Genomic DNA, 13786 nt, shown 5'->3' with positions numbered 1-13786 from the left:
AGGGCGTACCGTGGCCGAATACGATCCCCGTCCCAACCCCGCGGGCGCAGGTGGCGCCGCGACCGGGCGCGTGCTGGCCGTGAACGTCGGCACGGCGCTGCCGCTGGTCGTGGCCGGCGCCGGCACCGAAGCCGTGGTGCTGTCCGCCATCCGCAAGCACCCGCTGAGCACCCTGCACCATCCCATCGCCGTCGGCGTCCATCGGCTCGGGCTGGCCGGCGACGAACAGGCCGACCTGACGATCCACGGCGGGCTGGACAAGGCGGTCTACGCATATCCCATCGAGCATTACACCTGGTGGAACACGCGCCGGCGCGAGGCCGGCGTGGAGGAAGCCGAGCGCCCGCTCGCCTTCGGCGCCATGGGTGAAAACCTGACCACGCAGGGATTGCTGGAGTCCGCGCTGTGGATCCGGGACCGGATCCATATCGGCGAGGTCGAGTTCATCGTGGAGGCGCCCCGCCAGCCCTGCTACAAGCTCAATGCCGTGATGGGTTATGCCCATGCCGTGCGGGACATGCTGCAAAGCGGCTTTTCAGGCATGTACCTGAGCGTGGCGATGCCCGGCGTGATCCGCGCCGGCGACATCGCCACGGTGATCCCCGGCCCGCGCGAAGTGTCGGTGGAAAGCATCAGCCGCCACGGCCATCGTTAGTCCCGAGTGGCCCGCGCCGGGTTTTCTGCTAATGTTTTAATTCTGATACAAGCGATCCGGCCGCCCCCTCCCACGCGGGCAGGACATCCATCCCCATGGTCGCTGTAACGGCTTGTAATACAACGCGCTAGCCGGAGCGGCCAAGGCGCGGTACTAGTAGCGGTTTGCGCGGGCCAACCGGCTCCAAGAAGCCGGCGCCAGGGAGCAGCGCGCCATGCAGTGTTTGAGGGTCCTCACATGAAAACAGACGGGATCGACCAGCCGAAGGGCTTCGTCGATGGCAACTGGAGCGCGGCCGCCAGCACGGGCCGTGGCCGGACTTCGCCCTGGGTGGCAATCCTGGTGGTATTGGTGGTCGGCGGTGCCGGCTGGTTCGGCTGGAAGACCTGGTTCGCGCCAAAGCCGGTGGCCAAGGCGCCGGACGCCACCGCAGTGGCGACGGCCATCGTGCAGCAGGGCGACGTGCCGCTGGAAGTGACCGCCAACGGCACCGTCACGGCGATGCAGACCGTGGAGGTGCGCCCGCAGGTGTCCAGCACAGTCCAGACCGTGCATATCAAGGAAGGCCAGACGGTCAAGCCGGGCGACCTGCTGTTCTCGCTCGATACCCGCATGGACGAGGCCAACCTCGCCAAGGCACGTGCGCAGCTGATGCGCGACCAGGCGGACCTGGCCGACGCCCGCCGTACGCTGGCACGGAGTCAGGAACTGCTGCAGCGGAATTTCATCTCCAAGAGCGCCGTGGATACGGCCCAGGCCAAGGTGGATGGGTTCGAGGCCACCATCCGTGCCGACCAGGCCGCCATCGAGGCCAGCCGCGTGGCCACCAGCTACGGCGCCATCCGCGCCACGATCGGCGGCCGTACCGGCGTCATCAACGTCTTCCCGGGTTCGCTGGTCACGCCGACCAGCGCCGTGCCGATGGTGATCGTGGCCCAGATCGCGCCGATCACCGTGACATTCACGCTGCCGGAGCGCCAGCTGGCCGCGCTGCGCGAAGCGTTGCGCGTGGGTCCGGTCCAGGTGACCGCGCTGCCCAACGATGGCAGCAAGGCGCCGGTCACCGGCAAGATCACGTTTGTGGATAACACCGTCGATCCGCAATACGGCAGCATCCGCATCAAGGCGACGTTCGACAATGCCGAGCATCGCCTCTGGCCCGGCACCTATGCCAACGTGAACGCCACGGTGCAGGTGCTCAAGGGCGCGCTGTCCGTGCCGCCGCAGGCCGTGGTGACGGGCCCCGAAGGGCGCTTCGTTTACACCGTGCAAGCGGACAACAAGGTGGCGCGCGTGCCGGTGCAAGTGGTGGCGACCACCGCCGCCGCCGCGATCATCGAAGGCGTGCAGCCCGGCACCCGCGTGGTGACCGAGGGCGCGCAGAACCTGCGCCCGGGTAGCCAGGTGCGCGAGGCCCGCGCGCGCGGGGCCTCGGCGCCGGCCGCCGCGACCACCGCCGACAAGCATTAAGACCATGACGCTGTCCGAGCTCTGTATCCGCCGGCCCGTCATGACGGTGCTGCTGTGCCTGGCCGTCATCGTGACGGGCATCGTGCTGTATCCGACGATCCCCATCGCGGCGCTGCCCAGCTTCAACTCGCCGGTGATCCAGGTCACCGCCACGCTGCCCGGGGCCAGCCCCGAGACCATGGCGGCATCCGTGGCGACCCAGCTGGAAAAGCAGTTCGCCACGATTCCGGGCGTGACGGTCATCAGCTCGTCCAACACGCTCGGCAATTCCAGCATCACGATCGAATTCAACAGCGACCGCGACATCGATGCCGCCGCCGTGGACGTGCAGGCCGCGCTGTTCCGCGCCCAGCGTTCGCTGCCGATCGAGATGACGGTGCCGCCGTCGTACCGCAAGGTGAACCCGGCCGATGCACCGGTGCTGCTGTTGGCCATCAACTCGCCGGCCATGAGCCTGGCGGAGCTGAATGCCTTTGGCGACAACCTGATCTCGCCCACGCTGGCCACGCTGCCGGGCGTGGCGCAGGTGCAGATCTTCGGCCAGAAGCGCTTTTCGGTGCGCGTACGCGCCCACCCGGACGCGCTGGCCGCACGCGGCCTGACGCTCGATGAACTGGCCACCGCGCTGAATCGCGCCAACGCCAATACGCCGGTCGGCACGCTCGACGGCGCGCGGCAGACGCTGACCATCCAGGCCAACCGCCAGATGACCAGCGCCGACGCGTTCCGCAACATCATCGTGGCCAGCCAGCCCAGCGGCGCCATCGTGCGCCTGTCCGACGTGGCCGACGTGGAAGACAGCGTCGAGACCATCAAGACCGGGAGCTGGCTCAATAACGAACGCTCCATCGTGCTGGCCGTGCTGCGCCAGCCGGACGCCAACACGGTGGCCGTGGTCGACTCGATCAAGGGCGCCCTGCCGCGCCTGATCCAGCAGATGCCGGGTTCGGTCAACGTGAGCGTGGTCAACGACCGCTCGATGTCGATCCGCGAGTCGATCCACGATGTGCAGTTCACGCTGGCGCTGACCGTGGCGCTGGTGGTGATGGTGATCTTCCTGTTCCTGCGCCGCGCGGCCGCCACGCTGATTCCCACCGTGTCGCTGCCGATCTCGCTGATCGGCACCGTGGCGCTGATGAAGGCCTTCGGCTACAGCCTGGACAACGTGTCGCTGCTGGCCATCACGCTGGCCGTGGGCCTGGTGGTGGACGACGCCATCGTGATGCTGGAAAACATCGTCCGCCACATCGAGGAAGGCGTGCCGCCGCTCAAGGCCGCGCTGGTCGGGTCGCGCGAGATGGGCTTCACCATCCTGTCGATCTCGATCTCGCTGGTGGCGGTGTTCATTCCCATCTTCTTCATGCCGGGGGTGATCGGCCTGCTGTTCCACGAGTTCGCCGCGGTGGTGTCGCTGTCGATCCTGGTGTCCGCGCTGGTGTCGCTGACGCTGATCCCGATGCTGTGCGCGCGCTTTCTCTCCGCCGAGAACGTGCCGGTGGACGAGTCGCAGCACGCTTATGGGGACCACGCGCCCGGCGCGCCGGTGCACCATGTGCAGCAGAAGCAGACGCTGGGCATGCGCTCCACGCAGTGGTTCGAAGATCTGTTCGAATGGACGCTGCACAAGTACGCGCGCGGGCTCGACTGGTGCCTGGTACATCGGCGCGTGGTGCTGGCGGTCGCCGGCCTGACGTTCGTGCTGACCGCCGTGCTGTTCGCCAAGATTCCCAAGGGCTTCTTCCCCGAGGAAGACATCGGCCAGATCCAGGTCAACGCCGAAGGCCCGCAGGACATTTCGTTCGATGCGATGGCCGACCGCTTGCGCGACGCCGCCGAGCGCATCCGCGCGAACCCGGCGGTGAAGAGCGTGGTGGCGTCGATCGGTGGCGGCCCGTCGCCCGCCATCAACACGGGCCGGATGTTCGTGGAGCTCAAGCCGCTCGGCGAGCGCCCCAAGATGCCGCGGGTGGTGGAATCGCTGCGCAAGGATGTCGCGGGCGTGCCGGGCCTGGCGGTGTACTTCTCGCCCGTGCAGAACCTGCGCCTGGGTGGCCGCCAGAGCAAGAGCCGCTACCAGTACACACTGCAGAGCGTGAAGGCGGGGCAACTGCAGGAGTTCAGCGACAAGCTGATGGCGAAGATGCGCGCCGAGCCGATCTTCCGCGATGTCACGAGCGATTCGCAGCAATCGGGTCTCGAGGCGCAACTGACCATCGACCGCGACAAGGCGAATGCACTCGGCGTGCAAATGCAGGACGTGCGTACGGCGCTGTACACGGCGTTCGGCGAACGGCAGGTATCGACCATCTATACGCCGATCGACAATTACTACGTGATCCTGACCGCGGCTGATGTGGACCGCGAGGATGAGACCGCCTTCTCCAAGCTTTACGTGCGCAGCAAGACGGGCCAGATGGTGCCGGTTTCCGCGTTTGCCACGACCGAGCGCCGGGTGGGCCCGATCGCCGTGAATCACCAGGGCCAGCTGCCATCGGTGACGGTGTCGTTCAACCTGGCGCCGGGCGCGGCACTTGGCGACGCATCGACAAAGATCGACCGGTTCCGCCAGGAGATCGAGATGCCGTCGGCGATCTTCACGAGCTGGGGCGGGGATGCCGCCGTGTTCCAGTCGTCGCAGTCCACGCAGATCGTGTTGCTGGTGGCGGCCATCGCGGTGATCTACACTCTGCTGGGCGTGCTCTACGAGAGCTACATCCACCCGCTAACGATCCTGGCCGGCCTGCCGTCGGCAGCCATCGGCGCGTTGCTGACGCTGTTCCTGTTCAACGTGGAGTTGTCGCTGATCGCGACGATCGGTGTGCTGATGCTGATCGGCATCGTCAAGAAGAACGCGATCATGATGATCGACTTCGCGCTGGCGGCGCAGCGCGAGCAAGGCATGGCGCCGGCCAAGGCCATCCGGCAGGCGTGCCTGCTCCGGTTCCGGCCGATCATGATGACGACGTTCGCCGCCGTGATGGGCGCCCTGCCCCTCGCGCTGGGCCTTGGCGCTGGCGCGGAGCTGCGCCAGCCGCTGGGCCTGGCCGTGGTGGGCGGCCTGCTGTTCTCGCAGGTCATCACGCTGTTCATCACGCCGGTCATCTACCTGGCGCTGGATCGCTTCTCCGGCACCGGTCCGCTGCAGATCGACGCGGAAGGTAACCCGCTCAAGGATCGCGAACCGGTGGCGGTCACGCAGCACTGAGTACGCGGCGGCCGGCCGCCGCCCCGTCCGAGTCCGAGGGCGCCCCATTGCGGGCGCCCTTTTTCATGGGCGCAGCACCCGGGAGCCACCCGTCAGCCCGGAGAGTGTGTCTCTTTGTAACAACACGTATCGACGGCCCCGCATTTCAAAGTCTTTACGACCTCTCTCCAAACGATAATAATTCTCGTTTGCATAAAGGCGCCGACGTGCGCCGTTTCACGCCAGCCAGCCAACTCGCCCCCCGGACCGGACCGCTTCGTCCGCACGCCGCCCCGCCAGCCAGCGTTTCGATTTCTTGAGGGGAAAATCCATGAAACGCTGTCATATGGCGCGTCGCTTGCGCGCCGCCGTGCGGGTGACGCCGGTTGCCGCCGTCTGCGCCACACTTTGCACACCGCTCTGGGCCCAGGAGGTCCAGTCGCTGTCCGAGGTCGTCGTCACCGCGACGCGCACCGAGGAACGCGCCGATGCCGTGGCATCCACCATCACCACGCGCGATGCCCGCCAGATCGAGCAATCGATGCCCGTCGACGAGACCGGGCTGTTTGCCGACGAGCCCGATATCGATGTGCCGCGCGACCGCCGCCGCTTTGGCGCGGGCAGCATCAACATTCGCGGCATCGAAGACAACCGCGTGCTGCAGATGGTGGATGGCGTGCGCCTGCCGGACTTCTTCAACGGCGGTGGCCCGTCCAACATTTCCACGTCCACGCGCGACGCACCCGAGTTCTCTTTCCTGAAGCGCGTGGAAGTGCTGCGCGGGCCGGCGTCGAGCCTGTATGGCTCCGATGCGATCGGCGGCGTGGTGTCGTACGTCACCAAGGACCCCAAGGACCTGATGCGCGGCAAGTCCGTCGGCGGCGAGGCGGGCCTGAGCTGGAATGGCATCGACAACGGCTTCGGCCAGACCGTGGGCGTGGCCGGCGGCAATGACACGATCCAGGGCCTGTTCATGTACGCGCACCGCAACGCGCACGAGATGAAGAACATGGGCGGCAACGATTCGGTTTCCGTGTCGCGCTCCACGCCGAATCCACAGGATGTGGAGACCAACGCCTATCTCGGCAAGATCGTGCTCAATGCCACGTCGCGGCAGACTTTCCGACTCACCTACGAGCATCGCGATGCCAGCAGCAGCACCGACCTGCTGCGCTTGTCCACGTCCCTGCCGCGCGTGACGTCGGCCAATGGTACGGAAGACCTCGAACGCAATCGCGTGTCGCTCGACTACGAGTGGCGTCCGGAGAACGGCGTGCTTGATCGCCTGACGGCGGCCGTCTACTACCAGAAGAGCCAGACCTCCACCAACACCAACCAGGTGCGCAGCCGCACCAGCAGCGGCTGCTCGGCGACCACCGCGGGCACCAGCCTGTGCAATGTCGCGCTGGGCTTCGGCTTCGACCAGCAGCAAACCGGCTTCAACTTCCAGGCGGACAAGTCCTTCAACACTGGCGGCCTCGAACATCGCCTGATCGGCGGTGTCGATTTCATCCGAACCGAGTCGGAGGAAATGCGCGATGCCACCGTGGTCAACACGACCACCGGCACCATCACCAAATCCCTGGCCGGCGAGAATTTCCCGATCCACGACTTCCCGAAGGGCGAGACGCGCCAGGTCGGCGTGTTCGTGCAGGACGAGATCCGCTTTGCGGGCGGGCGATTCACGGTGACGCCGGGCCTGCGCTTCGACCACTACTCGCTCGGTCCGGACAACGATCCGTTCTACAACAGCGTGGCCGCCAAGCCCGCGATCAGCAAGAGCGATTCGAACCTGTCGCCCAAGCTCTCCGCGCTGTGGCAGGCGACCGACCGCATCAACCTCTGGGCGCAATACGTGTTTGGCTACCGCGCGCCGAACTACCAGGAAATCAACGGCAGCTTCCGCAACCCGGTGCAGGGCTACGGCGCCGCGCCGAACGGCGAGCTCAATCCGGAGAAGAGCCGGTCGCTGGAGGTGGGCGCGCGCTATACGGATGAAAACGTTCAGACCAGCGTGGCCGTGTTCGACAACCGCTATCACGACTTCATCGAGCAGGTGCAGCTGAACTGCCCGTCGGACCCCGCCTGCCTGCCGGGCCTGCGTGCGACGTACCAGTATCGCAACCAGACCAAGGTGCGCATCTACGGCGCCGAGTGGCGCGGCGTGTGGCGCTTCCTGCCGCAATGGCGTGTCGATGGCGCGGTGGCCTACGCCCATGGCAACAACGAGCAGACGGGCCAGCCGCTCAACAGCGTCTCGCCGCTGCGCGCGGCGGCCGGACTGACCTGGGAGCAATCGGTCAGCCAGGGGCCTGGCGCGGCGGTGCGCTGGCGTGCCGCCAAGGCCGTCACGCGTACCGACGACACGACGTTCACCTACTTCAAGCCGGGTGGCTATGGCGTGGTCGACCTGCAGGCGTGGTGGCGCTTCGGCAAGATGGCGACGCTGACGCTGGCGGTGAACAATCTGTTCGACAAGAAGTACTGGCTCTGGGGCGATGTGCGCCAGACCGGCGTGGCCGCCAGCGAACCCGGCGTGGACTTCTACACGCAACCCGGCCGCACGTTTGCCGCCGCCGTCAAGCTCGCGTTCTGAGGCGGCAAGGAGTCGCAATGTCCCCACAATCGATAACAAGACAACGGCTGCGGCCACGCTGGCCCATCGCGCTGGCGTTCTGGCTGCTGGTGATCGGCGCGCTGGCGCAGATCGCGCATGCCGCACCGGTGATCCACATCCTGACGTCGTCGCCCGTGCCGGCCGGCAAGTTCGAGCCGCTGCGCGAGATGGCGCGACAGCAAGGCATGCAGCTGGAAGCGCGCTACATCGAGCGGATACCAGGCCAGGAACTGGGGCCGTTCGTCACGCAGGCAGATCTGCTGATCGTCGACGCGCCGCGCGACCACATCGTGACCGCGATGCTCGCGCAGCTGGGTCCGCTGTGGACAACCTCGACCACCGCGCGCGTGCTGCTGGCGACCGATCGCTACGAGGCGCATGGCGTGGACGACAAGCTCGCGGCGCGTCTGCACGCGTACTACGTCAACGGTGGCCGCGCCAACTTCGACGCGATGATGCGCACGCTGGCGGCCGAGCGGTTCCGGCTGCGCGCCGATGCCTCGATCCCCGCCCCCGTGATCTTCCCGAAGGCCGCCTTCTATCACCCGCGCCTGCCCGGTGTGATCACGACCTCGCCGGCGGTGGCGCTGGCGGCTTCCGGCGCCGATGGCACGCCGGTGATTGGCGTGGCGATTCACCAGGCCTACGTATCGGGACTCGACAGCGCATTCATCGACGACCTGATTGCACGCATCGAAGCGCGGCACGCCCGGGCGCTGGTGTTCTACGGTCCGGTGATGGATGCCGACGGCATCACGCGCATGGTGGCGCCCGACGGCAAACGCATCGTCGACGTGCTGATCAATGGTCAGATCATGCTCAATCCGCAGGGGCGCAAGGCGGAGTTCGAGGCACTGGGCATCCCGGTGCTGCAGGTCATGCCCTATCGCAAGGGCGACGCCGCCGACTGGGCGGCCGACCCGCACGGCATCAGCCTGACGGACACGCCGTTCTATCTGGTGCAGCCCGAGCTGGCCGGCGTGATCGATCCGATGCTGGCCGCCGCCACGGCAAAGCGCGACGGCGCGATCGTCGGCCTGCCCGCGCAGCTCGATGCGGTGGCCGCGAAAGCCATCGCGCTGACACGGCTGCAGCGCACGCCGAATGCCGACAAACGCGTGGCGATCCTCTACTACAACTATCCGGCGGGCGAGAAGAACCTGTCGGCGTCGTTCCTGAATCTGCCGAAGAGCCTGGCCAGCACGCTGGCCGCATTGCGTAGCGCCGGCTATCGCACGGACGCGGCGGACGAGGCCGCGTTGCAGCGTGATCTCGGCGCCCTGCTGGCGCCGTTCTATCGCGCCGACAAGCTGCAAGGTTTGCTCGACGCCAACCTGGGTGTCTGGATGCCGATGTCGCAGTACCGCGCGTGGTACGACGCACAACCGTCGGATTTCCGCGCCGCCGTGGCGGAGCGCTGGGGCAAGCCGGAGCAATCGTCGATGGCCACCACGCGGCGGGGCGAAGCCGGCTTCGTGATCCCGCGCCTGCAACTGGGCAATGTGGTGCTGATGCCGGTGCCGCCGCGCGGCGAGCGCAGCGAATCCGACGAAAAGGCGCTCTACCATTCGACGAAAACGCCGCTGAATCATTTCTACATGGCAGCGTACCTGTGGGCGCGGCAAGACCGCGACGCGTTGGTGCACTACGGCACGCACGGCACGCAGGAGTGGACGCCTGGCAAGGAGCGCGGCCTGGCCGTGACGGATCAGCCTTACCTCGTGCTGGGCGACGTGCCGGTGATCTACCCCTACATCGTGGATGACGTGGGCGAGGCGATCCAGGCCAAGCGACGCGGCCGCGCGGTGATCGTCAGCCACCAGACGCCGCCGTTCCGGCCGGCGGGCCTGCACACGGAACTCACGCAATTGCACGATCAGCTGCACGTGTATCTCGCGCAGGACGATGGCGCCGTCAAGGACACGCTGGCAGCGGACATCCTTGCACGCAGCAAGAAGATGCATGTCTTCGAGGACATGGGCTGGACAGAGGCGCGCGCCCGCGCGGGCTTTGCCGCGTATCTGGACGCCCTGCACATCCATCTGCACGAACTCGGCGGCATGTTGCAGCCGTATGGGCTGCACACGTTCGGGCAGTCGCAGGAAGAAGGATTGCGGCTCTACACGACCATGGCGATGCTGGGCCGCGACTGGCTCCGGCGCGTCTTCCCCGAGGAGCCCGAGGAACTGTTCGCCGTCGACTACGCACAGTTGTCGCAGACGGCGCCATACGCGATGGTGCGCCGCTACGTGGTGGAGAACGCGCCGCTCGATTCGCTGGCCGACGCGAAGCAGCGCGAAGACATGCAACGCGCGCGACAGCTCTACGCGAGCCTCGACGCCAGCCCGGAAAACGCGGGTCTGCTGACGGCGCTGGCCGGGCGTCACCTGACGGCGGGCACCGGCGGGGACCCCGTCCGGAATACCGATGCGCTGCCGACCGGGCGCAACCTGTATGGCTTCGACCCCTCCAAGGTACCCAGCCGTGAAGCGTGGAAGGCCGGGCAGGCCGCGGCGGAAGCGATGATCGCCGACTGGCGGAGCCGCCACGGCCAGTGGCCGAAGAAGCTGGCGTTCTCGCTCTGGAGCGTGGAAACGATGCGCCACCAGGGCATGCTGGAGGCGCAGGCGATGGCCGCGCTCGGCATCCGTCCGAAGTGGGACGATGGCGGCCGCGTCGTCGGCATCGAGGCGATCCCCGCCAGCGAATTGCGGCGCCCTCGCGTGGACGTGGTGCTGTCCGCGACGGGTCTCTATCGCGACCACTTTCCGAACCTGATGAAGTGGCTCGCCGAAGCGGTGAAGCTGGCCGCCGCGCAACCGGAAGCGGATAACGCCGTGGCGGCCAGTACGCGCGCCGTGCGCGAAAGACTCGTCAGGCTCGGGCTCCCGGAGGAGCGCGTCGAGGCGCTGGCCGTCACGCGCATCTTCGCGAGCGAATCGGGCAACTACGGCACGGGTCTCAACGACGCCACGTTGGCCACCGACACCTTCGGCAGCGGCAAGGCCGCCGACGCGAAGCTGGCCAACCTTTACCTCTCGCGGATGCAGTACGCGTACGGTCCGGACGAGCAGCACTGGGGCGAGGCGCTGCCGCAGCTGAATCTCTATGCCGAGAACCTCAAGGGCGTGGAAGGCGCCCTGCTTGCGCGCAGTTCCAATCTGTACGGCATGTTGACGACCGATGATCCGTTCCAGTATCTCGGCGGCATCGGCCTCGCCGTGCGGCACCTGACCGGCCGCGCGCCGGAGCTGCTGATCTCGAACCTGCGCGATGCCAATAACGCGCGCACCGAGACCGCCGCCAGCTTCCTGGCCACCGAGTTGCGCACGCGCTATTTCCATCCGGGCTGGATCGAAGGCATGAAGGCGGAAGGCTACAGCGGCGCGCTGAACATGCTCGACACCATGAACAACTTCTGGGGCTGGACGGCGGTCTCGCCCGAGATCGTGCGTGACGACCAGTGGACCGAGTTCGCGGAGGTCTACGTCAACGACAAGCACAAGCTCGGCCTGAACGAATGGTTCGAGCGCAACGCGCCGCAGGCTCAGGCGCAGATGATCGAGCGCATGCTGGAAGCGGCGCGCAAGGACTACTGGCACGCCGATCCGGCCCTGTTGCAGACGCTGGCGCGGCGCTACGAAGATCTTGCCCAACGCCATGACATTCGCAGCGACAATCGCAGCTTCAACGCATACCGGCAGGCGCAGGCCGGCCAGCCGGCCGGATACGGCCTGAAGCCGCCATCGGCCCCCGCGCCGGCACGGCCCCGGCCGTCCGCCGCCGCGGACGCCACCGTACCTGCCGCTGCGGCCAAGGCGCCGCCACCGCCCGCACCCGAGCCGCCCCGGGCGCAGCCGGTCCAGGGCATGGAGCTGGTGCCCCGCAAGGCGCCGGCGGCCGCCATCGTGCCGGTGCTATCGTGGCTGGCAGGCGGCATCGCGTTGGCGGCGGCGGTCATTGGCGGCGCGATCAGCGCGCGCCGAAGACTGAGCGGCTGATTAGCGGCACGAATGATCGCATCCCGTATTTGAGCACTACCATCCATCGCAACGATTTTGATTCTGTCGATTCACCATGACGCCTACCCTGCTTGAAACCCTGATGTACGACGTCGGCCAGCTGTTCCTGTACCCGACGCTGGCCCTGATCGGGCTGCTGTTCCTCTACGCGTTCTGGGCGCTGGGCGAATTCGCCATGCAAGCCTGGCTGCGGCGCCGCCATCCGATCCAGTCCGGCCGCGGGTATGTGCTGGTGGCCTGGGCCCGGCGCAACAAGGTCAGCCACCCCGACGCGCTGGATGTGACCGCCCACCGTCTGCTGGAGCGTCCGCGCATTGCCACGCGCGTGGCGCCGATGCTGGGGCTGGTGGCCACCATGATTCCGATGGGCCCGGCGTTGAAGAGCCTGTCTGGCGGCAACCTGGCCAACGTGGGCGAGAACCTGACAATCGCGTTTTCGGCGGTGATCCTGGCGCTGATCGCGGCCAGCATCACCTTCTGGGTGGTCAACGTGCGTCGCCGCTGGCTGGCGGAGGAACTGGTCTGGCTGGGGCAGTCGCATCCGCAATGGGAGGCCGATGAATGAGGTTCCTCGAGGAAAGCGAAGCCGACGATCCGATCCTGTCGGTCGTCAACCTGATCGACGTCTTCCTGGTGGTGATCGCGGCGCTGCTGGTGGCCATCGCGCAGAACCCGATGAATCCGTTCACCCATGACGACGTGACGATCATCACCAACCCGGGCAAGCCGAACATGGAGATCGTGTCGCGGCAGGGGGAGAAGATCGTGCGCTACCAGGCCAGCGGCCAGGTGGGTAGCGGCGACGGCATCAAGGCCGGCGTGGCATACCGGATGAAGGACGGATCGATGGTCTACGTCCCCGAGACGCAGGGCGCCACGCAGGCCCAGACGCAGCCGGAGGCGCCGAAGCCATGATTCACGTACGCCACCGACTTGGCCCGCGCATCGCCATCGTGCTGCTGGCGGCCGTGCTGGCCGGCTGCGCGGCAAGGGCTCCCGCGCCGTCGACCTCCCCGTCGCCCGAGGTCGTCGGCGCCGGGTTCGCCGGCAAGTCGTATGTGTTGCTGGGCGAGGTCCATGACAACGCGGCGGCCCAGCAGCAGCGGCTTCAGGCGCTGACCCGCGCGGTGGAGGCAGGCTGGCGTCCCGCCATCGCCATGGAGCAGTTTGACCGGGAGCGTCAGGGCGATATCGACCGCGCGCGAGTGGCGCGGCCACGCGACGCCGACTACCTGATCGCGCAGGCGGCCGGTGGCAAGAGCGCGTGGGAGTGGCCGCTGTATCGGCCGGTGGTCGCGCTGGCGTTGCAGTACGACCTGCCGCTGCTGGCCGCCAACCTGTCGCGCGCGGATGCGGCGAAGATCGTGCGCGGCGGACTGGGCGAGGTATTCCCGACGGCGCAGCAGGCGGCGCTTGGGCTCGACAAGCCGCTGCCGGTGGATCTCGTCGCGGCCCAGACGGCGGTGCTCGACGCAGGCCACTGCGGGCATTTTCCGAAGGCGATGCTGCCAGGCATGCTGAACGCGCAAGCCGCGCGCGATGCGGTGATGGCGGAAACGCTGCGCCCCTACGCGGGCCGCGGCGCGGTGCTGATCGCAGGAAACGGGCACGTGCGGCGGGACCTGGGCGTGCCGCGCTGGATCGGCGGCGATGCGCGCGGCGTGGTCAGCGTTGGCTACCTGGAGCCGGACAGCCCATCCGATGGCTTTGACGCTGTGGTGCGCGTGGTGGCAACGGAGCGGAAAGACCCTTGCGCGGGGGCGGTGGTCAAGCAGTAGCTGCGTCGCGATCGGGCTGATTGTCTGACCCCTCGCGCAGGTGCGAGGGGGAGACCTACG

8 protein-coding genes are annotated in these 13786 nt (G+C 67.4%); all 8 read left to right on the top strand.

Features of this window, described 5'->3' with window-relative positions:
• Window positions 1-10: 10 nt before the first annotated feature.
• The gene (locus tag BLR29_RS17985) at window positions 11-655 is read left to right on the top strand and encodes an MOSC domain-containing protein (RefSeq protein ID WP_092138390.1); all 645 of its coding nucleotides are present in this window, start codon (window positions 11-13) and stop codon (window positions 653-655) included.
• A gap of 237 nt (window positions 656-892) precedes the next feature.
• Window positions 893-2125, top strand: coding sequence for an efflux RND transporter periplasmic adaptor subunit (locus BLR29_RS17980; protein WP_092138389.1), 1233 nt, complete (start codon window positions 893-895; stop codon window positions 2123-2125).
• A 4-nt stretch (window positions 2126-2129) separates the two neighbouring features.
• Window positions 2130-5330 carry an efflux RND transporter permease subunit gene (locus tag BLR29_RS17975; RefSeq protein WP_092138388.1) on the top strand — a complete coding sequence of 1067 codons (3201 nt, stop codon included), beginning with the start codon at window positions 2130-2132 and terminating at the stop codon, window positions 5328-5330.
• A gap of 310 nt (window positions 5331-5640) precedes the next feature.
• Window positions 5641-7905: a TonB-dependent hemoglobin/transferrin/lactoferrin family receptor gene (locus tag BLR29_RS17970; protein WP_092138387.1), complete on the top strand. Its 2265-nt coding sequence runs from the start codon at window positions 5641-5643 to the stop codon at window positions 7903-7905.
• A gap of 17 nt (window positions 7906-7922) precedes the next feature.
• Window positions 7923-11927, top strand: coding sequence for a cobaltochelatase subunit CobN (cobN, locus tag BLR29_RS17965; protein ID WP_092138386.1), 4005 nt, complete (start codon window positions 7923-7925; stop codon window positions 11925-11927).
• Between the two features lie 76 nt (window positions 11928-12003).
• A complete protein-coding gene (locus BLR29_RS17960; RefSeq protein ID WP_092138385.1) occupies window positions 12004-12513 on the top strand; it encodes a MotA/TolQ/ExbB proton channel family protein in 510 nt (169 codons plus the stop codon).
• Window positions 12510-12863, top strand: coding sequence for a DUF2149 domain-containing protein (locus tag BLR29_RS17955; RefSeq protein ID WP_092138384.1), 354 nt, complete (start codon window positions 12510-12512; stop codon window positions 12861-12863). Before BLR29_RS17960 ends, BLR29_RS17955 begins: the two co-directional genes overlap by 4 nt.
• Window positions 12860-13726 (top strand): ChaN family lipoprotein, encoded by an 867-nt coding sequence (locus BLR29_RS17950; protein WP_092138383.1) that lies wholly within the window; start codon window positions 12860-12862, stop codon window positions 13724-13726. The genes BLR29_RS17955 and BLR29_RS17950 overlap by 4 nt, the downstream gene beginning before the upstream one ends.
• Window positions 13727-13786 lie beyond the last annotated feature (60 nt).

The organism is Cupriavidus sp. YR651 (assembly GCF_900101625.1).
Taxonomy (GTDB): Bacteria; Pseudomonadota; Gammaproteobacteria; order Burkholderiales; family Burkholderiaceae; genus Cupriavidus.
This window is presented reverse-complemented; position numbering and strand designations above follow the sequence as displayed.

Coding starts and splice junctions, on each gene's coding strand:
- BLR29_RS17980 (WP_092138389.1), top strand. CDS start 893: ATGAAAACAGACGGGATCGACCAGCCGAAGGGCTTCGTCGATGGCAAC.
- BLR29_RS17975 (WP_092138388.1), top strand. CDS start 2,130: ATGACGCTGTCCGAGCTCTGTATCCGCCGGCCCGTCATGACGGTGCTG.
- BLR29_RS17970 (WP_092138387.1), top strand. CDS start 5,641: ATGAAACGCTGTCATATGGCGCGTCGCTTGCGCGCCGCCGTGCGGGTG.
- cobN (WP_092138386.1), top strand. CDS start 7,923: ATGTCCCCACAATCGATAACAAGACAACGGCTGCGGCCACGCTGGCCC.
- BLR29_RS17960 (WP_092138385.1), top strand. CDS start 12,004: ATGACGCCTACCCTGCTTGAAACCCTGATGTACGACGTCGGCCAGCTG.
- BLR29_RS17955 (WP_092138384.1), top strand. CDS start 12,510: ATGAGGTTCCTCGAGGAAAGCGAAGCCGACGATCCGATCCTGTCGGTC.
- BLR29_RS17950 (WP_092138383.1), top strand. CDS start 12,860: ATGATTCACGTACGCCACCGACTTGGCCCGCGCATCGCCATCGTGCTG.